Origin of the sequence: Enterobacter sp. SST3 (assembly GCF_000286655.1) — a bacterium.
Taxonomy (GTDB): domain Bacteria; phylum Pseudomonadota; class Gammaproteobacteria; order Enterobacterales; family Enterobacteriaceae; genus Enterobacter; species Enterobacter roggenkampii.
Map to the genome: position 1 here is coordinate 81,651 of NZ_ALNS01000026.1, position 24,735 is coordinate 106,385.

A 24,735-nucleotide genomic window follows, 5' to 3' on the forward strand; every position below is an offset into this window, starting at 1 on the left:
TTCCTGTGGATATGTCCACCAGACGGATGTAGCTATCCCTGGGAAAAAACACCCATTATTTTCAGACTTATTTTGCGCGACAATACGCGTCTTTTTTTAACTCAAATCGGGTAGTTTTGCGGCAGCGTTTTTCTCTATTCCAATAAGCGGCATTAAATTATCAACCGCGGAAGCATAATTAATTGCTGAACTCCAGCCATCATACTCAGCGATTATTTTCGCCGAGGTGGCCTGCCAGACATCCTGCTCAACGCTGAGCAGATCGTTAATGCTCCGCTTGCTCAGGGTGTACTCATTTTTATAAACATCACGGGCGCGCAGCGCATTTTCCAGCTGCTGTTTCCCGGCCTCCATTCTTCCCCGCGCGCCGGTCCAGTCCGCCTGCGCGACGGAGGCTTTTTGCAGGACGTCGAAACGCGCCTGATCGACCTGAGAGGAGGCCATCGCCCGCGCGCCTTCAGCCTGCCGCACGCGTGCAGAGACCGCGCCGCCCTGATAAAGCGGTGCGTCAATGTTGAGTTGGATCTGGTCGTCCCAGTACGAACGGTTGTCCGACTCGTAACGGGTACGTCCGCCCTTCAGGCTTAGGGTCGGCCAGTGCTGGGACTTCGCCGTCTCCACGCCATACTGGGCAGAGCGCTCCATGTTTTGCGCGGCCATGACCGCCGGTATCAGCGAATAATCAATGCGGTTGAGCGAATCAGGTTCAACCGCGAGGTTTGCGGGTACAGGCGAATAGTTTTCTGCCTGCATGCCGGTTAATACCGCAAGCCTTGCGCGGGCGCTGTTTAAGGCGGCCTGATACTGCGCGACCGTTGCCTGCATACCGGCAATACGCGTGCGGGTCTGGAGCTCATCGGAGGTCGAGCTCACGCCCGCGTCGGCGCGCAGCTTTGCCAGCTGCTCAACATTTTTCAGGGCCTGAACGTTCTCCTTTGCTGCCTGCAGCAGATCGGCATAGCGTTTGACCTCGACATAGCTCAGCGCCGTTTTTTCCGCCACGTCAGAGAGCGTGCTCATCAGCTGGTAGCGATAGCTATCGCGCTGGGCGGAAGACTGGCTGATGCTGTTATTGGTCTTGCCAAAATCATAGATCAGCTGCGTCAGGCTCAGTCCCCAGGCGGCTGAATTCTTCAGCGACCCGCTGGAATCGGTGGTCTGGCTATGGCCCGTGCTCCCGTTCAGCGATATTTGCGGCATCCAGCCGCTGCGCGCTTCATCTATTTGTGCCTGACCAATACCGAGCTGCGCGGCCTGCTGACTAATAGACGGATCGCGATCGATAGCAAAAAGAATACTTTCTTTTAAGGTGGTCCTGGCAACCGGGGCAATACCCACCTGATTACTATTGGCGTACGCCGTATTTATGGCTAATGAAATGAATGCCAGCGCTGCTGTAAATCGGCGTAACATTGGCTTTCGTAATATCGTCATTTTATCTCCCTGACTCTGAGTGACACTGAAGCAATTACCCAAAAAGAGGTATAGATAATTAGACAAATATCTTTTTTAGCATCCTTGCCGAATTTTAGGTAAAACTCCCCATACCCATTTCCCCCTGGAGATGAGATCTGCCTGCGTCTTATTTAATTAAGAATTTACTTATTTCCTAAAGTGGTTAGCAGCATAACAAAATGTGTTATAGGCCACTACACCCACAATGTTAATGCGGTGTTACAATTAAGAAAAAAGATGGGGTTTCTGGACAAAAGTCTTAAAATGACCTTTCAGATGAAACATATAAACCGTCTGTTATTTAAGGAAAATTCTTAATTTGCTCCCTGCACATTTTTGCGTTAATTTCCGCGCGGGTCAGACACAAAGATTTTCAAAGAAGTGTCAATTTAAGTAGCCAAACAGGATGAATTGGGATTTATCGCTATTAAAAAACTAATTAAAGCAATTAATATCTATAAGTATCTATTTTGTCGAAACTTAACTCCAGACAATGGTGTTGCACTGGTTACATAATCCAAACCGTTAAATAAAACATAACAATAACATTATGATTAACATTCAAAACGGCTTGCTTATACCTGTTTAATAAAATTTTAATAATCACGCATCTGAATCATCACCTCACTCCCCGACATCAAAACCACGTTGCCCTTCTCTCTGCGTTAAAATGCTGTATTATGCAAACTATTGCGATATTTTGCAGGAATGTAACCGATGCACAAAACTGCACGACAGCGCCACGTTCTGGATATCCTGAGCGAGCAAGGCCAGGCCAGCATCACCGAACTGGCAGAAAAGCTGCAGGTTTCAGCCGATACCATCCGTCGGGATCTGACCGACCTGGAGAACCAGGGCCTGGCGCAGAAGAACCACGGCGGAGCCATCGCGCTGAATCTCTCCGCCATGAACCGTCATGGCCGCAATACGCTGCTGCCGGAAACCAAACAGCGCCTCGGAAAACAGGTCGCCCTGCAGGTCCCTGCGGGTTCTACCCTGTTTCTGGATGCGGGCAGCACGGTGATGGCTGTCGCCTCCTTTCTTCGCGGGCCGCTCACCGTCATAACCACGTCGCTGGATATCGCCCAGCATTTTAGCGACCGGGAAGACGTTGAACTGATCCTGCTCGGGGGGAAATGGGACCACCAGCAGCGCCTGTTTGCCGGAAGCGCCACGTTGTCGTTGCTGTCCCGTTATCGGGCAGATATCGCCATCCTCGGGGCGTGCGCCATTCATGCCGAACTCGGTTTGAGCGCCGGTAAAGAAGCGGATGCCGAGGTTAAGCGCGCGATGCTTGACGCAAGCCATGCGCACTGGATTGTTGCCGACCACCTGAAAGTCAACCGCTGCGAGCCGTATCTGGTTTCCGGGTTATCCAACATTCAACAACTCTTTTTAGATCGTCCCTGGCCTGAGCTTGGGGACCCTGGCGCATTGCAGGTCACGGTGTGCGCGAATTAACGTGGAGAAGTTCATGAGTACAGTTCGAACAATTAACATTGCGCTGATCGGGTATGGATTTGTGGGCAAAACCTTCCATGCCCCGTTAATCCAGTCTGTGGATGGGCTTAAGCTGGCCGTGGTCTCTTCTCGTGATGAAGAGAAGGTTAAACGCGATCTGCCGGACGTAGAGGTGGTCGCCACCCCTGAAGAGGCTATTCAGCATCCGGATGTTGATCTGGTGGTGATTGCCTCCCCCAACGCCACGCACGCCCCGCTGGCGACGCTGGCTCTGAACGCCGGCAAGCATGTCGTGGTGGATAAGCCTTTCACCCTCGACATGCAGGAAGCCCGCGACCTGATTGCGCTGGCGGAGGAAAAGCAGCGTCTGCTCTCCGTCTTCCACAACCGCCGCTGGGACAGCGATTTCCTCGGCATTAAGCAGATTATTGAGCAGGGCACGCTCGGCAAGATTAAACATCTGGAGTCGCATATCGACCGCTTCCGCCCGGAAGTGCGCGTGCGCTGGCGCGAGCAGAACGTCCCCGGAAGTGGCTTATGGTTTGACCTGGGTCCTCATCTTATCGACCAGACGCTGCAGCTCTTTGGCCTGCCGCAGTCGGTTCAGGGGAATATCGCGACGCTGCGCGACGGCGCAGAAATCAACGACTGGGCGCACGTGGTCTTAAACTACCCGGAGCATAAGGTGATTCTGCACGCCAGCATGCTGGTGGCGGGCGGTACGGCGCGCTTTGCCGTCCACGGGGACAAGGGCAGCGTGGTGAAGGCCAGAATCGACCAGCAGGAAGCACAGCTGCTCTCCGGGGTGATCCCCGGCAGTGAGGCCTGGGGCGAAGACAGCGACAGCATGGTGTTCTTTGGCGCTGACGGCGCATCGCAGACGATCCCTACCCCGAAAGGCGATCAGCGTCAGTACTACATCAACGTGCGTGATGCGCTACGCGGGGAAATCGCCAATCCTGTCCACCCTGTTGAGGCATTGGCGGTAATGGCTGTGCTGGAAGCGGCGGTGACGTCGTCGGAAACGGGGTCAACGCAGACGCTGGCGTTAACGGCTGAAGAGCGTGCTCTGTTGGGTTAAAAAACAAGCCGGGTGACGCGTAGCGCTCCCGGCCTACGATTCTGGAATTGCATCGTAGGCCGGGGAAGGCATAGCCGCCACCCGGCAAGCGTTAAAGACTACGAACGCTTTTTCGGCATCATGCGCAGCAGGGTATTATCTTTCCAGAAATAGTGGTGCATCAGCGCCGCCGCGGCGTGCAGGCCAATCACAAAATAGCCCAGATTTGCCAGCGTCTCGTGCCACTCTTTCAGCATATCTACCAGCTCAAAATTGGACTCCGCCGCATGCGGCATCGCCAGGCCAAAAGCAAACCAGTCGCTGCCCCGGTTATACATCATCACAATGCCAATCAGCGGCAGCGCAATAAACAGCAGATACACCACCAGATGCCCCAGATGAGACATCCCCGTCACCATCGCTTTTGGCTTCGGTTGAATCGGTGGTGCACGGAATTTCAGGCGAACCAGCAGACGCGTCACCATCAGCACCAGGATACTGATCCCGCATGAGACGTGGATCATGTTGATCGTCGGGCGCGCGGTGCGCGGGAAGAAACCTCTGAACTCCATGGCGCAGTAGGCGACGATGATTAACAGAAACACCAGCCAGTGGATGCCAATTTGCAGGCTTGTATATTTAGTGCGCATGTGATTTCTCGATTAAAAACAGTTACCGCGCCAACATAATCTCCTTTCCTTAAAAATTCATTAACTTTTCTGTATGGTTTTTCAAATACATCCTCCCGCATGAAGCATCTTCAATTGCCGCCCTGCCCGTGATGGTCTAAGCCTGGATGAGTTCAAACTGTCACATCGACACGTTTACAGGAGAACACCATGAGTAAAATTGGCATTAACGGATTTGGACGCATCGGACGTCTTGTTCTGCGTCGCCTTCTTGAAACCCAGGACAGTAATACCGTCGTCGCCATCAACGACCTCACCTCTCCCAAAGTGCTGGCCTACCTGCTCAGGCACGATTCCAACTACGGTGGCTTCCCGTGGAGCGTGGATTTCACCGAGGATGCGCTGATCGTTGACGGTAAAACCATCGCGGTCTATGCCGAAAAAGAGGCAAAGCACATTCCGTGGAAAGCCGCGGGCGTGGATATCGTTGTGGAGTGCACCGGCTTTTATACGTCTGAAGAGAAATCACGGGCGCACCTGGACGCGGGCGCGAAGAAGGTGCTGATCTCTGCGCCCGCGGGGGACATGAAAACCATCGTCTACAGCGTGAACGACGAGACCATTGACGCCAGTGATACCATTATTTCCGTCGCCTCCTGCACCACCAACTGCCTCGCCCCGCTGGCAAAAGCCCTGAACGACGCGTTTGAAATTAAGGTGGGCACCATGACCACCATTCATGCCTATACCGGTACCCAGGCGCTGGTGGATGGCCCGCGCGGGAAAGATCTTCGCTCCTCCCGGGCGGCGGCAGAGAATATCATTCCGCACACCACCGGCGCCGCCAAAGCCATCGGTCTGGTGATCCCTGCGCTCAGCGGCAAACTGAAAGGCCACGCCCAGCGCGTGCCGGTTAAAACGGGCTCCGTGACCGAACTGGTGGCCATTCTGGGCAAGAAAGTGACCGTTGAGGAGATCAACGCCGCGCTGAAAAAGGCCACTCAGGGCAATAAATCCTTCGGGTATACCGATGAAGAGATCGTGTCGTCAGATGTGATTGGCTCGCATTATGGTTCGGTGTTTGACGCCACGCAGACGGAGGTGTCAGAAGCGGGAGACCTTCAGCTGGTGAAAGCCGTTGCCTGGTATGACAACGAGTATGGGTTTGTGACGCAGCTGGTGCGGACGCTGGATAAGTTTGCGGCGCTGTGATTTTCCCCCTCACCCTCTCCCCAATGGGGCGAGGGGATCGTTCCGTGCCTAAATTATTTTACGTGCGCCCTTCAGGACAGGATCCTGCTGCAGCTGTTTCCACGCGGCGGTGACGGCCTCGGGGAATTCAACGTGAGCAATATAATCCCGCCCGGCCGGGCCATAGCCGTTGGCGTCATCATACAGGCGCGGCAGCTCCCCCATAACCAGTGAAAGGTAACGGTCAACGGGCCACAGCCCGGTGTGGCCCTCGCTGAATTCCACGCCCTCGTTACCGTTTTGCAGCGTCGGCGTAAACCCGGGATGGCTTATCCACTGCGGTGAATCGGGCTCATCCCGACACACGCGGGCAAACGTCGCCATCGTGCGGCGCTGCATCGTCGGATCCTGCACTACCAGCACCCGCCCGGTCGTTCGATGATGCTGTTTCAGCATGTTCCAGCTAAAGCGCGCGTTTTCACCGCAGTTGGTGGAGCGATCCTCAACCCACAGACGCGCCTCGGGGATCTGCCAGAACGCCCGCGCAATGTCGGCAAGAATGCTCGCTTCGGCCCGCCCTGTGACCGGTACGGTGTGGTAACGCGGATGATTGCCAATGGCGGTATATAAAAAGGGGGTCGAATGGCCGATGCCGCCGCTGATCAGAAGCGGTACATCTCTCTGGGCGGCAATACGGCAGGCCGCGTCAATGGTGGGGATCACCGCGTTTCCAGCCAGAATCACCGCATCAATCTCCGGAGCGTGACGCGTCACGCTCAGCTCGTCCTGCGCCAGCCATGCGCCGACAGTATTGATGGCCGCCAGCGTGGCATCCGCCAGAACGGGAAAATGGGGCTGAACCATGGTGAACTCCTCACGTTGTTGAAGCGCCGAATTTATCATTTTTCTGAAATAACCAGAAACATCCAAAAATCATCGGGTTGCACCTGCCTATTATGCTTTTGATTTCCAGCCCTACAAAACATTGTATTGTGCAGGCGTTATGAAAAAGCACCCAACGCTGCTTATTTCGCCGTGATCTGACCAGTTTTATCCCCCCTGCGCTTGCCAAAGACAACATCCAACCCTAAGTTGCTTAACAATTTCACAACCTTTTTTATCATCACAGGTTGCACCTGAAGCGCGCCAGGTGACACCTCTCTCATCATCAACGTGGCGGGGTTTCAGGTCATGACAGAACATGAAAGTACGACGACGGTGTTACGTAAAAATAAAAAGGTGTTAATCGCCAGCCTTACCGGGAGCGCCATTGAATGGTTTGACTATTTTCTCTACGGTACGGCGGCCGCGCTGGTCTTCAATAAGATCTTTTTCCCGATGGTCGATCCGGTGATCGGACTCATCCTCTCTTATCTCTCTTTCTCATTAACCTTCTTTATTCGCCCCATTGGTGGGGTACTTTTCGCCCACATCGGCGACCGCATCGGACGGAAAAAAACCCCTCGTGCTGACCCTCTCTTTGATGGGAGGTGCAACCGTTATGATTGGCCTGCTGCCCACGTATGAGATGATTGGCCTCTGGGCGCCTGCGCTGCTGATCCTGATGCGCATCATTCAGGGGATGGGCATCGGCGGTGAATGGGGCGGCGCGCTGCTGCTGGCCTATGAATACGCGCCAGAAAAACGTAAAGGCTTCTTCGGCAGTATTCCGCAGGCGGGCGTCACCATCGGCATGCTGATGGCAACCTTTATCGTGTCGCTGATGACCCTGTTCAGCGAGGCGGATTTTCTCTCCTGGGGCTGGCGCATCCCGTTCCTGCTGAGCTCGGTGCTGGTGTTGCTCGGCCTGTGGATCCGCAAAGATATTGACGAAACGCCCGATTTTCAGCGAGTCAAAGCGTCCGGTCAGGTGGCTAAGGCTCCCCTGCGCGATACGCTGAAACATCACTGGCGTGAAGTGTTGATTGCCGCCGGTTTGAAGGTGGTTGAAACCGCGCCGTTCTATATTTTCTCGACCTTCGTGGTGAGCTATGCCACCAGCACGCTGACGTATCAGAAATCGCAGGCGCTGGAAGCCGTGACGCTGGGAGCCCTGGTGGCGACCATTATGATCCCGCTAATGGGGCTGCTCTCCGATAAGCTAGGCCGTCAGCGCATGTACGCAATCAGCGTCTTCGTGCTGGGCCTGTTTATCGTACCGTGGTTTATGCTGCTCAATACCGGCACCACGTGGGGTATCGTGCTCGCGACGGTCATCGCCTTTGGCGTGTTGTGGGCCCCTGTCACGGCGGTACTCGGCACGCTGTGCTCTGAAATCTTTAGCGCAAACGTGCGCTACACCGGCATTACGCTCGGGTATCAGCTGGGTGCCGCGCTGGCTGGCGGTACCGCGCCGCTGATTGCCACCGGCCTGCTGGCAAAATACGACGGCGACTGGGTGCCGGTGGCCTGGTATCTTGCCGTCACGGTGACCATTTCTTTAATCGCGATTTTCTGCGCCAGCCGCGTTAAGCGCGCCACTCTCATCCAGGCGCAGCCCGAACGTATCTGACCCTTCCCGGCCCGTCCTGCGGGCCGCTCTTTTTCCTTAAATTTCCCTTCACCATTTGATTAACATGCGTAAATCATATTCACTTGAATTATCATTTGCGGGAGTCGTAGAATCGCTAGCCCGCTAATTATTCAATCATTTCTAAGGTAAACGACGTTATGCGCCTGCCCGAACGCGACCCTTATGCTCCTCGCGAGTGGCAGCCACATGAGAAACCCGCCCTGCTGGGTTCGCCCTCCACGCCCGAACACAGTACGCCAAAACGCATTGCCTATGGCGTCGTGGGCCTGCTGGTCTGCCTGACGGGTGCGCTGGGAAATGCGGTGGTGACCGCCAACCTGCAAAATTTGCAGGGGACCTTCGGCGCCTGGTCAACCGAAATCGCCTGGCTGCCCGCGGTTTATGTGATGACCAACATCTCCATCAACCTGCTGCTGGTTAAATTCCGCCAGCAGTATGGCCTGCGCGCCTTTACGGAAGGTTTTCTGGTGCTGTACGTGCTGGTCACCTTTTTCCACCTGTTCGTTAACGATCTCAGCTCGGCGCTGATGGTTCGCGCCGCGCACGGCATGGTGGCCGCCGCGCTCAGCTCGCTGGGGATTTACTATCAGATCCAGGCCTGGCCTGCGAAGCACCGCCTGAAGGCGCTGACCATCGGCATCACCGGATCGTCACTCGCCATCCCGCTGGCCCGCCTGTTTTCAACCGAGCTGCTGCAGCTGGACGAGTGGCGCGGGCTCTATTTCTTCGAGCTGGGACTGGCGCTGATCTCCCTGGCCTGCGTCATCGCCTTAAAATTACCGCCGGGCGACCGGCGCAAGGTCTTTGAGAAGAAGGACTTTATCACCTTCTTTTTACTGGCTCCCGGGATGGCCCTGCTCTGCGCCGTCCTCTCTCTGGGCCGCCTTGACTGGTGGTTCGAAGCGCCGTGGATCGGCTGGTCGCTGGCGCTATCGCTGGTGCTGATTGTCGCAGCCATCGTCTTTGAACATAACCGCAGCAACCCGCTGCTGAACACCCGCTGGCTGTCGAGCGGCAGCATCGTCCGCCTGGGGCTGATTATGCTGCTGATCCGTATCGTGCTGGCAGAGCAAAACACCGGCGTCATCGGCTGGCTGCAGTACGTGGGCTTACAGAACGAGCAGATGACGCACCTTGCGTGGTCCATTTTCGCCGGTATCGTCTGCGGGATTGTCACCAGCTGTCTCACCATCAAGCCGACGAAACTGGCGTGGCCAATCATCACGTCTCTGGCGCTGATGATTGTTGCCTCGCTGCTGGACAGCCAGTCCAACAACCTGACCCGTCCGGATCAGCTGATGGTAAGCCAGTTCCTGCTGGGCTTCGGCAGCGCCTTCTTCCTGGCGCCCGCTATGCTGGCCGCCATTGGCGGGGTGATCGCCGACCCGCGTAACCTGGTCAGCTTCTCGGTGATGTTTGGCATGAGCCAGAACCTGGGCGGCCTGCTGGGCTCCGCGATCCTCGGCACCTTCCAGACCTGGCGCGAGAAATACCACTCCAGCCTGCTGGCGGACCAGCTCACCACGCTCAACCCGCTGGTCAACGAGCGAATTCAGCTTTATACCCAAATGTACAAAAGCCTGATTGGCGACAGCGCGCTGCTGGGCACCCAGGCGATAACGCAGCTGCAAACGGTCACCGCGCTGGAGGCGAATATTCTGGCTTATAACGATACTTATCTGCTGACGGCGAGCATCGCTGCCGCCACGCTGGTCTGGATTTTATGGCGCTTGCTGCGCCTGCGCATCACTGCCCGTCTGGCGCTGAAGAACGCCACCGGCAACAAATAATTGAAAGAGTTCTGGAGAGTTTATGAGTCAGCAGGATGCCGCCAAAGAGCAGGCCAACACCCGCAAAAATGTGCGCATTGTTTCCGTTTTCACCGCCGCCGCCATCGGTATTGTCGGCGTGCTGGTGATCCTTTATGCGTGGCAACTGCCGCCGTTCACCCGTCACGCGCAGTTTACCGATAACGCCTACGTGCGCGGCCAGACGACGTTTATCAGCCCGCAGGTGAACGGCTATATCACCGAGGTGAAGGTTCAGGACTTTGTGCAGGTGAAAAAAGGCGACCTGCTGCTGCAGATCGATGACCGTATCTATCGTCAGCGGGTGCATCAGGCAGAGGCGCAGCTGGCGATGAAAATTGCCGCCCTGAATAACAACCTGCAGCAGCATAAAAGCGCCGAAGCAACGATCGCCAAAAATGACGCCGCGCTGAAAAATGCCCGCGCCCAGAACCTGAAAAGCCAGGCGGATTTAAAGCGGGTGAAAGAGCTGACGTCTGACGGCTCGCTTTCCATTCGCGAGCGCGACGCGGCGCTGGCCAGTGCAGCCCAGGGCAGCGCCGACATCGACCAGGCGAAAGCCGCGCTGGAGATGTCGCGTCAGGATCTGCAGACGGTGATTGTCAACCGCGGTGCGCTGGAAGCGGATGTTGAAAACGCCAAAGCGGCGCTGGAGCTGGCGCAGATTGACCTGCAAAACACCCGCATTGTGGCGCCGCGTGACGGCCAGCTCGGCCAGATCGCCGTGCGTCTCGGGGCCTACGTGACCGCCGGAACCCATCTCACCACCCTGGTGCCGCCGCAGCACTGGGTCATCGCCAACATTAAAGAGACCCAGCTCGCGGAGCTGCGCGTCGGCCAGCCGGTGAAGTTCACCGTTGATGCCCTGAACAACAAGGCGTATCAGGGCCGCGTGGAGAGCATCTCCCCGGCGACCGGCGTGGAGTTCAGCGCCATCACGCCGGATAACGCCACCGGGAACTTTGTCAAAATTGCCCAGCGTATTCCGGTGCGTATTGAGGTGCTCGGTAAGCCAGAGGACGCCGCGCTGCTGCGTCCGGGTATGTCGGTGCAGGTAACCATTGATACGCGGGAGGCGAAGCAATGATCCTTCGCCCGATAGCCGCGCTGGTGGCGGCGGTCATGCTGGCCGGATGCCAGTCCGTTGACGTCAAACCGGCGCAGCCGACGCTGCACATCCCCACCCAGTGGCGCACCGTCTCCGGCCCTGCCAGCCCGACGGAGCAGCTCTGGTGGCGTAATTTCCATGACAACCACCTGAACCGCTATGTGGATCAGGCGCTACAGCATAACAGCGACGTGCTGATCGCCCGCGAACGGATAAACGAGTACCAGGCGCGGGTTTATGCGGCCGACGGCAGCCTGTTTCCCTCCCTCGACGCGGGCGTAACCGGGACGCGCGCCCGTTCACAATCCGCTGCGACCGGGCTGCCGGTTTACGGCACATTGTACAAAGGGAGCCTGACGGCAAGCTATGACGTGGATATCTGGGGCGTCAACCGCAGCACCTCGCGCGCTGCCGAAGCCTCGCTGGCGGCGCAAAAAGCCGCCGCCGCGGCCGCGGATTTGACCGTCGCCTCGTCTGTGGCATCCGGGTATGTCACCCTGCTCTCGCTTGACGAGCAGCTGCGGGTGACCGAGTCCACGCTGAAATCGCGCGAAGAGGCGTTTAACCTTGCGAAGCGTCAGTTTGAGACGGGCTACAGCTCGCGCCTGGAGCTGATGCAGTCGGATTCCGAACTTCGCTCAACGCGGGCGCAGGTGCCCGTGCTGCAGCACCAGATTGCACAGCAGGAGAATGCCCTCAGCCTGCTGCTGGGAAGCAACCCGGGCGACGTGGCGCGCAGTGAAAGCTTTGCAGCACTGACGCCGCTAACGCTGCCGTCGCAGCTGCCTTCTACGCTGCTGAACCGCAGGCCGGATATCGTCCAGGCCGAACGCCAGCTGGTGGCGGCGGATGCCTCGCTCGCGGCGTCGCGCGCCAGCCTGCTGCCGTCGATCAACCTGACCGCGACAGGATCGGTTCAGGATCGCACCCTTTCCGGCCTGCTGGACAACCCGCTTCAGCTCTGGAGCGTCGGAGGCAGTATTCTCGCCCCGCTGCTGAACCGCCAGGCGCTGAATGCGCAGGTGGATATTTCTCAGTCCCAGCGTAACCAGGCGCTGTACGCTTATGAAAAAACCGTGCGTAACGCGTTTGCCGAAGTGAACAACAGCCTTGATGCGATAAGTCGCTATCAGGAACAGCTGACGGAGCTGCTTGCCCAGCAGGATGTGGCCCAGGAGACGCTGCGCATTGCGCAGAATCGCTATCGCAACGGCTACTCCTCCTATCTGGACGTGCTGGACGCGCAGCGCACGCTGTTCTCGGTCCAGACCAGCGTCGTGCAGGTGAAAAATAACCTGCTGCTGGCGCAGATTGATTTGTACAGAGCGCTGGGCGGCGGCTGGGTCAGTGCCTGAAAACCTGCCCGGTGGCGCTTCGCTTACCGGGCCTACATTTCGCCCCGTAGGCCGGGTAAGCGAAGCGCCACCCGGCGTTTATTCCTCAGCCCTGTAAGCCGGGTAAGGCGCAGCCGCGACCCGGCGATTCCCCCTCAGGAGACAATCTATGCAACAACAGTGGTCTGCAGTTGATAATTTCATGATTTCGTCACTTATTCCTGACGATGACGTACTGAATCAGGTGCTGGAAAACAACAAACGCGCTGGGCTGCCTGAACATGATGTCGCGGCTAATCAGGGGCAGCTGCTGGCGCTGTTCGTGCGCATGACGCAGGCAAGACGCATTCTTGAGATCGGGACGCTGGGTGCCTACAGCTCAATCTGGATGGCGCGCGCGCTGCCGCCGGACGGTAAGCTGATTACGCTTGAGGCCGATCCCACGCATGCCCGCGTTGCGCGCGAGAATATTCAGCTTGCGGGGTTAAACGAACGCATTGAATTAATTGAAGGCCCGGCGCTGAGCTCGCTGGAGAATTTCGGCGAGGTTCCGCCGTTCGACCTGATCTTTATTGATGCCGATAAGCCGAACAATCCCGGCTATCTGGAATGGGCGCTGCACTACTCCCGCCCCGGTACGGTAATTATCGGCGATAACGTGGTCCGTGATGGCGAAGTCATTAACGGCCAAAGCGACGACGCGCGCGTGCTGGGCGTGCGGCGTTTTATTGAGATGATGGGCGATAACCCGCGCTTAACCGCCACCGCGCTGCAAACGGTGGGGATTAAGGGATGGGATGGGTTTACGCTGGCGATTGTAGAACGATAACCAGCCGGGTGGCGGCTACGCCTTACCCGGCCTACCCGTTCTCCCGTAGGCCCGGTAAGCGCAGCGCCACCGGGCAAGGGTTTAACCTGAAATCAGCTCCATCGCCTGCAAAATACGCTTATCCGAAATCGGATACGGCGTACCGAGCTGCTGGGCAAAGAAGCTGACGCGCAGCTCCTCGATCATCCAGCGGATCGCCTGCACGTCTTCATCGTCGCGGCGCGCTGGCGGCAGCTTGTTCAGCCACTGCTGCCACGCCTGCTGCACGCTCTCCACTTTCAGCATCTGCGCGCGATCGCGGTGCGGGTCGATAGCCATTTTCTCCAGCCGTTTTTCAATCGCCTGCAGATAGCGCAGCGTATCGCCGAGACGGTTGAAGCCGTTGCCGGTGACAAAGCCGCGGTAAACCAGCCCCGCCATCTGCGCCTTCACGTCCGACAGACCCAGCGCCATGGTCATATCCACGCGCCCTTTCAGACGCTTGTTGATGTTGAACACGGTGGTGAGGATCTGCTCGACCTGTTTGGCAATCTCCACCACGGTGTCGTTCAGCTCCGCACGCACCTTCTCGTGAAGCTGAGCAAAGCCCTCTTCCGTCCAGACCGGGCCGCCCGCCTCGTGGATCAGTTTGTCCACGCCGCAGGAGATGCAGTCGTCAATCAGATCCAGCACCTTGCCGTACGGGTTAAAGTAGAGCCCCAGCTTGGCCTTGTTCGGCAGCTTCTCGTGCAGATATTTGATCGGCGACGGGATGTTGAGCAGCAGCAGGCGACGCAGCCCGCGCCACATCATCTGCTGCTGTTCCTGCGGGTTATCAAACAGCTTGATCGCCACGCTGTCGCGCTCGTCCACCAGCGCAGGCCAGGCTTTTACCTTATAGTTGCCGCGCTTCTGCTCGTAGCTTTCCGGAAGCTGGCCAAAGCTCCAGATGTGCAGCCCGCTCTGCTCGATGCCGTCGTCGGCCACCGCAGAGAGCGTCTCCTGGACTTTGCCTTTTAGCGCCTCTTTCAGCTCGCTCAGGGAACGCCCTTCCTGCAGCTTTTTGTTTTTATCGTCCACCACGCGGAAGGTGATTTTCAGGTGATCGGGCACCTGATCCCAGTTCCAGTCGTCGCGGTCGATGGTCGTTCCGGTCATGCGGCGGAACTCGCGCTCCAGCGCGTCCAGCAGCGGCAGCTCCAGCGGCGTGACGCGGCCCAAAAACGCTTCCGCATAGTTCGGCGCAGGCACAAAGTTGCGGCGCACCGGTTTCGGCAGAGATTTGATCAGCGCAATCACCAGCTCGCGGCGCAGGCCGGGAATTTGCCACTCGAACCCGCTCTCGTCGACCTGGTTTAACAGCGGCAGCGGAATGTGGACGGTCACGCCGTCCGCGTCGGCCCCCGGCTCGAACTGATAGGTCAGCCGCAGCTTGAGGTTGCCCTGATGCCAGAAGTTCGGGTAGTCGAGCTTGCTGACCGACTCCGCCCCCTCTTTAATCAGCATGCTCTTTTCGAAGTTGAGCAGGTCCGGCGTCTCTTTGCTGGCCTTCTTCCACCAGCTGTCGAAGTGGCGGGCGGAAATCACATCGTGGCTGATGCGCTGGTCGTAAAACTCGAACAGCGCTTCATCGTCCACCAGAATGTCGCGGCGGCGGGACTTGTGCTCAAGTTCCTCCACTTCCGCGCGCAGCTTCAGGTTTTCGCGGAAGAAGGCGTGGCGCGTCTGCCAGTCTCCCTCCACCAGCGCGTGACGGATAAACAGCTCGCGGCTGAGCGCCGGATCGATCTGGCTGTAGTTGACCTTGCGCGCGGCGACCACCGGCAGGCCGTAAACGGTCACTTTTTCGGTCGCCATCACCGCGCCCTGCGCGCGCTCCCAGTGCGGTTCACTGTACGAGCGCTTAAGCAAATGCTGCGCCACCGGCTCCACCCATTCCGGATCGATACGGGCGGCAATGCGTCCCCACAGGCGGCTGGTTTCCACCAGTTCCGCGACCATGGTCCACTTCGGCGGCTTCTTGAACAGGCCAGAACCCGGGAAGATGGCGAAACGGGCGTTGCGCGCGCCGGTATACTCCTGCTTCTCGGCGTCCTTCATCCCAATGTGGGACAGCAGGCCGGTCAGCAGCGCGATATGGATTTCGCGGTACTCCGCCGGTTCGCTGTTCACCGGAATGCCCAGCTCTTTCACCACCTGGCGAAGCTGGGTATAGATATCCTGCCACTCGCGCACGCGCAGGTAGTTGAGGAAATCCACCCTGCACTGGCGGCGGAACTGGTTCGAAGAGAGCGCCTTCTGCTGCTCGCCGAGGTAGTTCCACAGGTTCACGAAGGCGAGGAAATCGGACTCTTTGTCGTGGAAGCGACGGTGCTTTTCGTCCGAGGCCTGCTGTTTGTCCATCGGACGCTCGCGCGGATCCTGAATAGAGAGCGCCGAGGTAATGATCATTGCCTCGCGCACGCAGCCGTGCTTTTGCGCTTCCAGCACCATACGCGCCAGGCGCGGGTCGACCGGGAGCTGGCTGAGCTGGCGGCCCAGCGGCGTCAGCTTATAAACCGTCGCCTGCTCGTCGGTGGTAATCGCCCCGAGCTCTTCCAGCAGACGCACGCCGTCCTGAATGTTGCGTTTGTCCGGCGCTTCGACGAACGGAAACGCCGCGATGTCGCCCAGCCCCAGGGCGGTCATCTGCAGGATAACGGACGCCAGGTTGGTGCGCAGAATTTCCGGGTCGGTAAATTCCGGGCGCGACAGGAAATCGTCTTCGGAATAGAGACGAATACAGATCCCTTCCGACACGCGGCCGCAGCGGCCCTTACGCTGGTTAGCAGACGCCTGCGAAACGGGCTCAATCGGCAGCCGCTGGACCTTGGTGCGGTAGCTGTAGCGGCTGATGCGCGCCGTGCCCGGGTCGATCACGTATTTAATGCCCGGCACGGTGAGCGAGGTTTCCGCCACGTTGGTCGCCAGGACGATGCGGCGTCCGCTGTGCGGCTGGAAGACGCGGTTCTGTTCGCTGTTGGACAAGCGGGCATACAGCGGCAGGATCTCGGTGTGGCGCAGGTCGCGCTTGCTGAGCGCATCGGCGGTATCGCGGATTTCGCGTTCGCCGCTCATGAAGATCAGGATATCCCCCGCGCTTTCGTTACCCAGCTCGTCAACGGCATCAAAAATGGCCTGCAGCTGGTCGCGCTCGGTATCATCCGCCTCTTCCACAATCGGGCGATAGCGCACTTCCACGGGATACGTGCGTCCCGACACTTCAATAATCGGCGCATTGTTGAAGTGCTTCGAGAAGCGTTCCGGGTCGATGGTCGCGGAGGTGATGATCACTTTCAGATCCGGGCGACGCGGCAGCAGCTCTTTCAGGTAGCCGAGCAGGAAGTCGATGTTCAGGCTGCGCTCGTGCGCTTCGTCAATGATGATGGTGTCGTACTGCATCAGCAGGCGATCCTGCTGAATTTCCGCCAGCAGAATACCGTCGGTCATCAGCTTGACCATGGTGTTATCGCTGACGTGGTCGCTGAAGCGCACCTTGTAGCCGATGCAGCCGCCCGGCTCCGTCTGCAGCTCTTCGGCAATACGGTTGGCGGCGGTGCGCGCCGCCAGACGACGCGGCTGGGTATGGCCAATCAGGCCTTTTATCCCGCGGCCCAGCTCCATACAGATTTTCGGCAGCTGGGTGGTTTTCCCCGAACCGGTTTCACCCGCGACAATCACCACCTGGTGGTCGCGTACAGCCTCAAGAATGTCCTGTTTCTTCTGGCTGACGGGCAGGTTTTCCGGGTAGGTAATCGCCGGGCGCGCAGCTTCGCGCAGCACAACCTTCCCTGCCGCCTGTTCAATCTCTTTCGCCATCTCCTGGTAAATGGCCTGTTGAGCATCAGGATTTTTAACCTTCTTGACGCCGTGCAGACGACGGGCGAAGCGCTGTTTATCACGCAGCGTCAGAGAATCGAGCTGTTGCAGGAGCATCGGGAAGGTGAATTTTTGTTGTTCTGTCATAGCGTTAAAGGGCAGTACACGCCCTGATAAACTCTCTTTTTAATGATTGCTATAGAGTACCACACTGACGCCTTTCGTGCCTTATTCAAAAAATTCGAACATAGGCTTCGATATATTGCGCTATCTCTGTGGCAGGATTGTGAATAGAGTGTCAACAAGCAACGGGGCAACCCCCTTCAATCAAATGCAACAACAGGAATCACCCATGAGCAAAGTATTAGTTTTGAAATCCAGCATTCTGGCAGGGTACTCTCAGTCTGGTCAGCTGTCTGATTACTTCGTTGAACAGTGGCGTGAACAGCATTCTGCTGACGAAATCACCGTGCGTGACCTGGCTGCAAACCCCATTCCTGTGCTGGATGGCGAGCTGGTTGGCGCGCTGCGCCCAAGCGATGCACCGCTGAGCCCGCGTCAGCAGGAAGCGCTGGCCCTGTCCGACGAGCTGATTGCTGAGCTGCAGGCACATGACGTTATCGTCATCAACGCCCCAATGTACAACTTCAACATCCCAACCCAGCTGAAGAACTACTTCGACCTGGTGGCGCGCGCTGGCGTAACCTTCCGTTACACCGAGAACGGCCCTGAAGGTCTGGTAAAAGGCAAGCGTGCGATCGTACTGACCAGCCGCGGCGGTATCCACAAAGATACCCCAACCGACCTGGTTGCGCCGTACCTGAGCCTGTTCCTGGGCTTCATCGGCATCACTGACGTGAACTTCGTGTTCGCGGAAGGTATCGCTTACGGTCCGGAAGTGGCGACCAAAGCGCAGACCGACGCGAAAGCCGCCATCGACAGCCTGGTTGCAGCGTAAGACTTCACCCTCTCACCGCCCGGTGGGAGGGTTTTTCTTTTCTCCCGCATTTCGTTATCATCCGCTCCCACTCTCCAGCCGGGCGGCCTGATGTCTGCGATCATTGATTCTTTTATTGCCCCACCGTGTCACGATGACATTCAGATCCTCTGGCAGGATGAACATCTGCTGCTGATCGACAAGCCTTCCGGCCTGCTCAGCCTCTCGGGCAAAAATCCGCAAAACCTTGATTCCGTCCATTATCGTCTGGTTCAGACGTTCCCGGGCTGCACGCTGGTGCACCGTCTGGATTTTGGTACGTCCGGGCTGATGATGGTTGCGCGCAATAAGGCCATCAACGCGGCACTGTGCCAGCAGTTTAGCCAGCGCAGCGTGGAGAAAGTCTACAGCGCCCTGCTTTGCGGCCACGTGGAAAATGATGAAGGGGTCATTGATGCGCCGATTGCCAAAGACCCGGCGCTGTTCCCGCTGATGTCGATCTGCGCCATTACCGGTAAACCCGCCCGCTCCCGCTACCAGGTTGTGGAACGGTTTTATCAGGGGGCGGGATTACCGTTAACGCGAGTGAAACTGATCCCGGAGACCGGGCGAACCCATCAGCTGCGTATTCACTGCCAGCAGCTGGGACACCCGATTCTGGGCTGCGATCTGTATGGCGGTCTTGACGTGCCGGGCGCTGAAGACGCGCCCCGGCTGATGCTGCATGCCTGCGAGCTGAATTTTATTCATCCCGTGAGCGGCGAGCCGGTTAACGCCCGTCACGCCGCCCCGTTCTGAACGCGGTTTACCACATCAAATCGTCAGGGATTTTGAAGTCCGCGTACGGATCGTCTTCGTCCTGCTCTTCCTGGCTGAGCGCGCTGTTTAACACGATGCTGTCGGCATCGCGCTGGGCAATTTTATCGGCCACCACTGCCGGAATGATCGCGTAGTCGCAGTCACCGTTAGCATTGAGCACCAGGCGAGCAATCGCCAGACGGCCGTTGATCAGCTGGGTCTGCGTTTGCTTATCGACTTCAATCTTTTTAATCAGCGTACCGTCGGTAAAGTTAAAGGTGATGTTGCCTTTCGCCACGGTGATGCGGTTCATCTCAATCAGCTGCTTCACCTGCGCCTTAAACTCTTTCGCCAGCACGGCCTGCTTCTGCTGCTCGCTCAGCAGCTTGTCACGCTCGATCTGGGCCTTCTTGTTCTCTTCTACCGCTTCCCGAGCCTCACGCGCCTGAACGCGTGATTTCTTTGCCGTGCGCTGCACTTTCGCCGCTTTCTTGCTGCTGACGAGGCCCGCTTTCAGCATCTGCTCTTGTAAGGTGAGTTTTGTCATGATTGTTTCTAAACCGGTTGGAAATTTTGGGGATTATAGCGGGAATTGCGGAGCGTGTGCCAGAGAAGTAGGCATGGCGTTTTGTTAGCTGAGTCTGGTTCATTATTCATTCAGCATTTACTAAGGTTAACGCGAAAGCGTGATTAAAAATTGTCAGGTCATTTTCTTAAAAAAAATGAGCCGTTCATAAATATGATGTGGGTTGAATATCTATGCTCACGTCAGGCGTAGGCTGACTTTCTCTTAATAAAAGGATGTGGAGAAAAGATGGCCTTAAAAGGAACGATGCTGCTAAATGGTGCTGACTATGCGCCTTTTAACCTGTACGGCGTTGGCGTGTTTATGGCGCATTCCGGGCAGGGAATTTACAGAAACAACGGATTTTGTGCTGCAGTTAAAGGGTCGGGTCCAATTCCCCCAGGTAAATACTGGATTGTTGACAGAGGGACTGGAGGTTTCTTTTCAGGTTTAAAAGCGAAGGTTCAGGATCGGTGGAATAAGGTCAGGTCCGGTGCAGAATTTGGCCGCGATGAGTGGTTTGCTTTATACAAGGATGACTGGGGAATCGATGACGGTACCTGGATTGATAACGTCTATCGGGGTTTGTTTCGGCTGCATCCGGGTACGGTATCTGAAGGATGTATCACGATTGCCCATAATTCTGATTACGCACTGATTCGGAATGCTCTCATGAGTACAGAGCTTATTCAGGTTCCCTGTATGCGTTCACTGATGGCACGCGGTTGGGTTGAGGTGAGTGAAAGTGGATATACCAACGCGTGCCCTTAAAAGGGGCATCAGGCTGTTCAAAACGGTCTGGTTTCTATGTATCAGCATTTTAGTAGGCCGCACATTGGGACCCGCTGAACGCTATCTTGATCATGACGTGGTCTCATCTCTATGTGATTTTATTTATGGTGATGTGAATGCTGAAACACTATACGACACATATACCAATATCGATATTTTAATCGTACTGACCCTCGCTACGGTTATTTACCGCTTAACAACGCTACTACTCAATAAAATAAGGAAATAAAGAATGCCTATTCCTCCCTACATGTGGCTAAAAGACGACGGTGGAGCACATATTAAAGGTTCTGTAGATGTTCAGGATCGTGAAGGTAGCATTGAGATCATAGGACTGAGTCATGGCCTTAACCTCCCGGTAGACAGCGCTAACGGCAAGATCACCGGCACGCGTCAACACTCATCTATGCGGATTGAAAAGGAAGTTGATAGCGCCACGCCCTACCTTTACAAAGCAGCATCTACCGGTCAGGCACTCAAAAGCGCTGAAATTAAGTTCTATCATATTAATGATGCCGGACAGGAAGTCTGTTATTACACCGTACTAATGGAGAACGTAAAGGTTACGGGTGTTAACTGCAGCGTGCCGAACGTGAAAATCGCTGCCAACGATAAAATGAACCATGTTGAAAGCGTAAGTCTGCAGTACGAAAAAATTACCTGGCGCATCGTCGACGGGAACATAATGCACAGTGACGCCTGGAACGAACGCCCTACAGCATAACGCTAAGGGGCGCGATGCCCCTTACTCTCTCACTTTCCTCTCCAGGCTGTGCGCAATCCTGTTCATGAACTTCCCTCATGTTGCATTGAAATTAAGTCACTTCCCCTGCGCCACGGGCTAAGGCATAAATTATGCATTGGTAACTTCTTAGCAACATGAACTTAGGATGCATAACCACAATGAGCAAAGCTTTCACATATACCCTTAAGCGCAGTTGCTTCGATGAGAATTACAACCCGTCAGAAAATACGCGTACGACCACCAACTTCGCCAACCTGGCGCGCGGAGAAAAGCGTCAGGAAAACCTGCGCAATACGCTGGTGATGATCAACAACCGCTTTAATGCTTTAGCGCGCTGGGATAACCCAAACGCCGATCGCTATGCGGTTGAGCTTGAAATCATCTCTGTCGATTTGAATATTGGCGCGGAAAAGCCGTTCCCGGCCATTGAGATACTGCAAACCACCATTGTCGACAAGAAAAACAACCAGCGTATCCCTGGCATCGTCGGGAATAACTTCTCGTCTTACGTGCGGGATTATGATTTCAGCGTGCTGCTGCTGGATCACAACAAGAACCAGCAGCACTTCAGCATTCCGGAAAAATTTGGCGAACTGCACGGCAATATCTTCCGCCATTTTGTGAATTCACCTGAATACAAAGAGAACTTCACAAAAGGACCGGTGATTTGCCTGAGCGTCTCCAGCAAAGATACCTATCGCCGCACCGGTAACCAGCACCCCGTGCTGGGCGTTGAGTACCAGCCGGATGGCGAATCGCTTACGGAGCAGTACTTCGCGAAGATGGGCCTGAGCGTGCGCTACTTCATGCCGGAACACAGCGTGGCGCCGTTCGCGTTCTTTTTTACCGGGGATTTGCTGAGTGATTACACCGACCTCGAACTGATCGCCACCATCAGCACGATGGAGACGTTCCAGAAGATCTATCGCCCGGAAATTTATAACGCCAACTCGGCGGCGGGGCTGTGCTACCGACCGGATCTGAACCAGCAGGATCACTCCTTAACCAAAATTGTGTATGACCGGGAAGAGCGAAGTCGTCTGGCGATTGAACAGGGTCGGTTTACCGAAGAGTACTTTATTAAGCCTTACAAACACATTCTTGAGCAGTGGTCTGATAACTACACGCTTTAATACATTAAAAAAGGTCTTTTATTATGAAAACATTGCTCCCGACTTCAACGGCTGGCAGCCTGCCAAAGCCGACCTGGCTTGCGCAACCGGAGACGCTCTGGTCACCGTGGAAGTTACAGGATCAGGAACTGCTGGCAGGCAAGCAGGATGCGCTGCGCCTGTCTCTGGATGAGCAGATCCGCGCGGGAATCGATATCGTCAGCGACGGGGAACAGACCCGCCAGCACTTCGTCACCACCTTTATTGAACACCTGAGCGGCGTCGATTTTGAGAACCGCCAGACGGTGCGCATTCGTAACCGCTATGACGCCAGCGTGCCGACCGTGGTTTCCGCGGTTGCGCGCCAGAAACCGGTCTTCGTCGACGATGCAAAGTACCTGCGCCAGCTCACGGACAAGCCGATCAAATGGGCCCTGCCGGGGCCGATGACTATGATCGACACCCTGTATGACGCGTACTATAAAAGCCGCGAAAAGCTGGCCTGGGAATTTGCCAAAATCCTTAACCAGGAAGCGCGAGAGTTAGAGGCCGCAGGCGTGGACATTATCCAGTTCGATGAACCGGCGTTTAACGTCTTTTTTGATGAGGTCAATGACTGGGGCATCGCCGCGCTGGAGCGCGCCATTGAAGGGCTGAAGTGCGAAACCGCGGTCCACATCTGCTACGGCTACGGCATCAAGGCCAATACCGACTGGAAAAAGACGCTCGGCTCGGAGTGGCGCCAGTACGAAGAGGCCTTCCCGAAGCTGCAGACCTCTAACATCGACATCATCTCCCTGGAGTGCCACAACTCCCGCGTGCCGATGGATCTGCTGGAGCTGATCCGCGGTAAAAAAGTGATGGTTGGGGCGATCGATGTGGCAACCAACACGGTTGAAACGCCGGAGGAAGTGGCCGATACGCTGCGAAAAGCGCTGCACTTTGTCGACGCCGACAAGCTCTATCCGTCAACCAACTGCGGCATGGCGCCCCTCTCCCGTCAGGTTGCCAACGGCAAGCTTAAAGCACTCAGCGCTGGCGCAGAAATTATCCGCCAGGAGCTTGGCGCGTAATCCCCTTACGCTGCCAGTACGGCGGCGTACCAAAGCGCTCGACGTAATAATCAATCACCGCCCTGACGTTCAGGGGCGGATGTCGGGCATCAGGGTAGATCGCCGCGATAGCCTGTTGTTCCGTAGTGATGGCGCACTCCAGCGCGGGCAGGAGCGGAATCAGCTCACCGCGCTGGAGCGGCTCGCTCACCAGCCAGTCCGGAAACAGCACAATCCCCATCCCGCCAAGCGCCGCAGCCAGCAACGCTTCCGCATTATTCGAGGTCATCAATGGCGTCACGGGATAGTGTGTCCACGCCTCGCCCGCCCTGCGCAACAGCCAGCGGTTAGGCCCTGACGATCCGCGATACACCAGGCAATGATGGCGGTTCAGATCGTCCGGCACTTCTGGCGCACCGTGTTTACGCACGTAGTCTGGCGACGCCGCCAGATGGTACACCTGCTGCCCAAACACCCGCGCGCGAAACGACGAGTCCGTCAGCACGCCAATGCGGAAGATAAGGTCTGCCGCATCCCGGTGGGGGTCAATGAAATCATCGGTCAGCGTCAGCTCTACGCTCAGGCGAGGATAGCGTGCCGACAGGCCGGGAAGTCCTGGAGCAATGTGCTTCTGGCCGAAAAACACCGGTCCGTTAATGCGGATCGCACCGGACGGCTCCACCGCACGCGCGTCCAGCTCCCGTCGCGCCTCTTCAAGATTCTCCGCCATCGACCGGGCGTAGCGAATAAACAGATGACCGCTTTCCGTGGGAATGACGGCCCGCGTATTGCGATAGAAAAGCTGCTGCCCGAGCACATCCTCGAGCTGGTGGATCACGCGCGATATCTGCGAGGCCGATATCCCCTGCCGCCGCGCCACGACGGAGAAATTCTGCGCTTCATACACGTCGATAAAGATCAGCAGCGCGCGGATGTTGATGTTGCTGGCGTCAACCATTAATGCATATCCTGCAAAGGTGTTTACACCATTATGGCATTTTTCTCATTGCACAACCCACGTAATCTTCTTCGCCTGAAAACGGAGGAAGAAGAATGCAGTTGGTTTTGATTTTACTGGTGATCGCTGGCGGGATGGGCCTCTCCGTCGAGGCGGGACTGCTGGGCCCCCTGGGGGGAAAAGTCGGGGATTTATGGGCGACGTTCAGCATTTTTGGCGTCGGCGCCGCGCTGACGTTTTTGCTGATGCTGTTTTTCAGCCCGCGCAACAGCCCGTCGTTTTTCGCACAGCCCGGCTGGCAGCTCCTCGGCGGGGTGCTGGGTCCGATCTACGTCGTCATACTGACGCTCGCCACGCCGACTATCGGCATCGCGCTGACGATGATTGGCATTCTGGCAGGTCAGGTTTTTAAAAGCCTGATCATTGACCACTTTGGCCTGCTGGGTACGCCGCACAGGAAGATAAACGCAAGACGCATCGTGGCGCTGGTTTTTATTATTGCCGCACTGGTACTGGTCGCAAGAGGGTAAA

The 24,735-nt window shown here is 56.6% G+C and carries 22 protein-coding genes; 16 read left to right on the top strand and 6 right to left on the bottom strand.

Annotated features, from left to right (window positions below; all coding sequences use genetic code 11):
* Positions 1–96: 96 nt before the first annotated feature.
* On the bottom strand, positions 97–1,434 hold the full coding sequence (locus tag B498_RS06355) for a TolC family outer membrane protein (RefSeq protein ID WP_008502300.1): 1,338 nt from the start codon (positions 1,432–1,434) through the stop codon (positions 97–99).
* Between the two features lie 738 nt (positions 1,435–2,172).
* On the opposite strand from B498_RS06355, the gene B498_RS06350 reads away from it, so the two are divergent.
* A complete protein-coding gene (locus B498_RS06350; protein ID WP_008502301.1) occupies positions 2,173–2,916 on the top strand; it encodes a DeoR/GlpR family DNA-binding transcription regulator in 744 nt (247 codons plus the stop codon).
* 13 nt (positions 2,917–2,929) lie between these two features.
* Positions 2,930–3,997 carry an oxidoreductase gene (locus tag B498_RS06345; protein ID WP_008502302.1) on the top strand — a complete coding sequence of 356 codons (1,068 nt, stop codon included), beginning with the start codon at positions 2,930–2,932 and terminating at the stop codon, positions 3,995–3,997.
* A 98-nt stretch (positions 3,998–4,095) separates the two neighbouring features.
* Here the strand turns inward: B498_RS06345 and cybB are convergent, their stop codons facing one another.
* Positions 4,096–4,626 (bottom strand): cytochrome b561, encoded by a 531-nt coding sequence (cybB, locus tag B498_RS06340; RefSeq protein WP_008502303.1) that lies wholly within the window; start codon positions 4,624–4,626, stop codon positions 4,096–4,098.
* A gap of 189 nt (positions 4,627–4,815) precedes the next feature.
* Here cybB and gap point away from each other — a divergent pair, with 189 nt between their 5' ends.
* On the top strand, positions 4,816–5,817 hold the full coding sequence (gap, locus tag B498_RS06335) for a type I glyceraldehyde-3-phosphate dehydrogenase (protein ID WP_008502304.1): 1,002 nt from the start codon (positions 4,816–4,818) through the stop codon (positions 5,815–5,817).
* Positions 5,818–5,865: 48 nt separating this feature from the next.
* Here the strand turns inward: gap and B498_RS06330 are convergent, their stop codons facing one another.
* Entirely contained in the window at positions 5,866–6,660 is a 795-nt protein-coding gene (locus B498_RS06330; RefSeq protein WP_008502305.1) for a YdcF family protein, read from the bottom strand.
* A gap of 327 nt (positions 6,661–6,987) precedes the next feature.
* Here B498_RS06330 and B498_RS23525 point away from each other — a divergent pair, with 327 nt between their 5' ends.
* The 6 genes from B498_RS23525 (at position 6,988) to B498_RS06310 (ending at position 13,408) form a co-directional block, all read left to right on the top strand.
* Entirely contained in the window at positions 6,988–7,323 is a 336-nt protein-coding gene (locus B498_RS23525; RefSeq protein ID WP_008502306.1) for an MFS transporter, read from the top strand.
* Complete coding sequence (locus B498_RS0121570; protein WP_413772418.1) at positions 7,208–8,308, top strand: MFS transporter; 1,101 nt, start codon at positions 7,208–7,210, stop codon at positions 8,306–8,308. The genes B498_RS23525 and B498_RS0121570 overlap by 116 nt, the downstream gene beginning before the upstream one ends.
* Positions 8,309–8,466: 158 nt before the next feature.
* Positions 8,467–10,119 (top strand): MFS transporter, encoded by a 1,653-nt coding sequence (locus B498_RS06325; RefSeq protein ID WP_008502308.1) that lies wholly within the window; start codon positions 8,467–8,469, stop codon positions 10,117–10,119.
* Between the two features lie 22 nt (positions 10,120–10,141).
* Positions 10,142–11,224, top strand: coding sequence for an HlyD family secretion protein (locus B498_RS06320; RefSeq protein WP_008502309.1), 1,083 nt, complete (start codon positions 10,142–10,144; stop codon positions 11,222–11,224).
* The gene (locus tag B498_RS06315; protein WP_008502310.1) at positions 11,221–12,600 is read left to right on the top strand and encodes an efflux transporter outer membrane subunit; all 1,380 of its coding nucleotides are present in this window, start codon (positions 11,221–11,223) and stop codon (positions 12,598–12,600) included. The genes B498_RS06320 and B498_RS06315 overlap by 4 nt, the downstream gene beginning before the upstream one ends.
* Positions 12,601–12,748: 148 nt before the next feature.
* The gene (locus B498_RS06310; protein WP_008502311.1) at positions 12,749–13,408 is read left to right on the top strand and encodes an O-methyltransferase; all 660 of its coding nucleotides are present in this window, start codon (positions 12,749–12,751) and stop codon (positions 13,406–13,408) included.
* Positions 13,409–13,489: 81 nt separating this feature from the next.
* On the opposite strand, the gene hrpA is transcribed toward B498_RS06310, so the two are convergent.
* Positions 13,490–17,392 carry an ATP-dependent RNA helicase HrpA gene (gene hrpA / locus B498_RS06305; protein ID WP_008502312.1) on the bottom strand — a complete coding sequence of 1,301 codons (3,903 nt, stop codon included), beginning with the start codon at positions 17,390–17,392 and terminating at the stop codon, positions 13,490–13,492.
* A gap of 205 nt (positions 17,393–17,597) precedes the next feature.
* Between hrpA and azoR the strand changes: the two genes are divergently transcribed.
* Positions 17,598–18,203, top strand: a complete 606-nt coding sequence (gene azoR / locus B498_RS06300; protein ID WP_008502313.1) for an FMN-dependent NADH-azoreductase — start codon at positions 17,598–17,600, stop codon at positions 18,201–18,203.
* Positions 18,204–18,293: 90 nt separating this feature from the next.
* Positions 18,294–18,980: an RluA family pseudouridine synthase gene (locus B498_RS06295; protein WP_008502314.1), complete on the top strand. Its 687-nt coding sequence runs from the start codon at positions 18,294–18,296 to the stop codon at positions 18,978–18,980.
* A 7-nt stretch (positions 18,981–18,987) separates the two neighbouring features.
* Here B498_RS06295 and B498_RS06290 read toward each other — a convergent pair whose 3' ends face one another.
* Positions 18,988–19,527: a DUF2058 domain-containing protein gene (locus tag B498_RS06290; protein WP_008502315.1), complete on the bottom strand. Its 540-nt coding sequence runs from the start codon at positions 19,525–19,527 to the stop codon at positions 18,988–18,990.
* A 267-nt stretch (positions 19,528–19,794) separates the two neighbouring features.
* Between B498_RS06290 and B498_RS06285 the strand changes: the two genes are divergently transcribed.
* The 4 genes from B498_RS06285 to B498_RS06270 all read left to right on the top strand — a co-directional run bounded on the left by B498_RS06285 (position 19,795) and on the right by B498_RS06270 (position 23,267).
* Entirely contained in the window at positions 19,795–20,316 is a 522-nt protein-coding gene (locus B498_RS06285) for a DUF2778 domain-containing protein (RefSeq protein WP_008502316.1), read from the top strand.
* Between the two features lie 253 nt (positions 20,317–20,569).
* Entirely contained in the window at positions 20,570–21,061 is a 492-nt protein-coding gene (locus B498_RS06280; RefSeq protein ID WP_008502317.1) for an Hcp family type VI secretion system effector, read from the top strand.
* 179 nt (positions 21,062–21,240) lie between these two features.
* The gene (locus B498_RS06275; protein ID WP_008502318.1) at positions 21,241–22,215 is read left to right on the top strand and encodes a DUF1852 domain-containing protein; all 975 of its coding nucleotides are present in this window, start codon (positions 21,241–21,243) and stop codon (positions 22,213–22,215) included.
* Between the two features lie 23 nt (positions 22,216–22,238).
* On the top strand, positions 22,239–23,267 hold the full coding sequence (locus tag B498_RS06270; protein ID WP_008502319.1) for a methionine synthase: 1,029 nt from the start codon (positions 22,239–22,241) through the stop codon (positions 23,265–23,267).
* Here B498_RS06270 and B498_RS06265 read toward each other — a convergent pair.
* Positions 23,242–24,204, bottom strand: a complete 963-nt coding sequence (locus B498_RS06265; RefSeq protein WP_008502320.1) for a LysR family transcriptional regulator — start codon at positions 24,202–24,204, stop codon at positions 23,242–23,244. The genes B498_RS06270 and B498_RS06265 overlap by 26 nt on opposite strands.
* 95 nt (positions 24,205–24,299) lie before the next feature.
* On the opposite strand from B498_RS06265, the gene B498_RS06260 reads away from it, so the two are divergent.
* Entirely contained in the window at positions 24,300–24,734 is a 435-nt protein-coding gene (locus tag B498_RS06260) for a DMT family transporter (protein ID WP_008502321.1), read from the top strand.
* The last annotated feature ends 1 nt before the right edge of the window (position 24,735 follow it).

Bases quoted from the DNA above. Each gene is read 5' to 3' on its own strand.
- B498_RS06295 (WP_008502314.1), top strand. From the start codon at position 18,294: ATGTCTGCGATCATTGATTCTTTTATTGCCCCACCGTGTCACGATGAC.
- B498_RS06265 (WP_008502320.1), bottom strand. From the start codon at position 24,204: ATGGTTGACGCCAGCAACATCAACATCCGCGCGCTGCTGATCTTTATC.
- gap (WP_008502304.1), top strand. From the start codon at position 4,816: ATGAGTAAAATTGGCATTAACGGATTTGGACGCATCGGACGTCTTGTT.
- B498_RS06285 (WP_008502316.1), top strand. From the start codon at position 19,795: ATGGCCTTAAAAGGAACGATGCTGCTAAATGGTGCTGACTATGCGCCT.
- B498_RS06330 (WP_008502305.1), bottom strand. From the start codon at position 6,660: ATGGTTCAGCCCCATTTTCCCGTTCTGGCGGATGCCACGCTGGCGGCC.
- B498_RS06270 (WP_008502319.1), top strand. From the start codon at position 22,239: ATGAAAACATTGCTCCCGACTTCAACGGCTGGCAGCCTGCCAAAGCCG.
- B498_RS06290 (WP_008502315.1), bottom strand. From the start codon at position 19,527: ATGACAAAACTCACCTTACAAGAGCAGATGCTGAAAGCGGGCCTCGTC.
- B498_RS06355 (WP_008502300.1), bottom strand. From the start codon at position 1,434: ATGACGATATTACGAAAGCCAATGTTACGCCGATTTACAGCAGCGCTG.
- B498_RS06325 (WP_008502308.1), top strand. From the start codon at position 8,467: ATGCGCCTGCCCGAACGCGACCCTTATGCTCCTCGCGAGTGGCAGCCA.
- B498_RS06315 (WP_008502310.1), top strand. From the start codon at position 11,221: ATGATCCTTCGCCCGATAGCCGCGCTGGTGGCGGCGGTCATGCTGGCC.
- hrpA (WP_008502312.1), bottom strand. From the start codon at position 17,392: ATGACAGAACAACAAAAATTCACCTTCCCGATGCTCCTGCAACAGCTC.
- B498_RS06310 (WP_008502311.1), top strand. From the start codon at position 12,749: ATGCAACAACAGTGGTCTGCAGTTGATAATTTCATGATTTCGTCACTT.
- B498_RS06260 (WP_008502321.1), top strand. From the start codon at position 24,300: ATGCAGTTGGTTTTGATTTTACTGGTGATCGCTGGCGGGATGGGCCTC.
- B498_RS06345 (WP_008502302.1), top strand. From the start codon at position 2,930: ATGAGTACAGTTCGAACAATTAACATTGCGCTGATCGGGTATGGATTT.
- B498_RS06275 (WP_008502318.1), top strand. From the start codon at position 21,241: ATGAGCAAAGCTTTCACATATACCCTTAAGCGCAGTTGCTTCGATGAG.
- B498_RS06280 (WP_008502317.1), top strand. From the start codon at position 20,570: ATGCCTATTCCTCCCTACATGTGGCTAAAAGACGACGGTGGAGCACAT.
- B498_RS06350 (WP_008502301.1), top strand. From the start codon at position 2,173: ATGCACAAAACTGCACGACAGCGCCACGTTCTGGATATCCTGAGCGAG.
- B498_RS06320 (WP_008502309.1), top strand. From the start codon at position 10,142: ATGAGTCAGCAGGATGCCGCCAAAGAGCAGGCCAACACCCGCAAAAAT.
- azoR (WP_008502313.1), top strand. From the start codon at position 17,598: ATGAGCAAAGTATTAGTTTTGAAATCCAGCATTCTGGCAGGGTACTCT.
- cybB (WP_008502303.1), bottom strand. From the start codon at position 4,626: ATGCGCACTAAATATACAAGCCTGCAAATTGGCATCCACTGGCTGGTG.
- B498_RS23525 (WP_008502306.1), top strand. From the start codon at position 6,988: ATGACAGAACATGAAAGTACGACGACGGTGTTACGTAAAAATAAAAAG.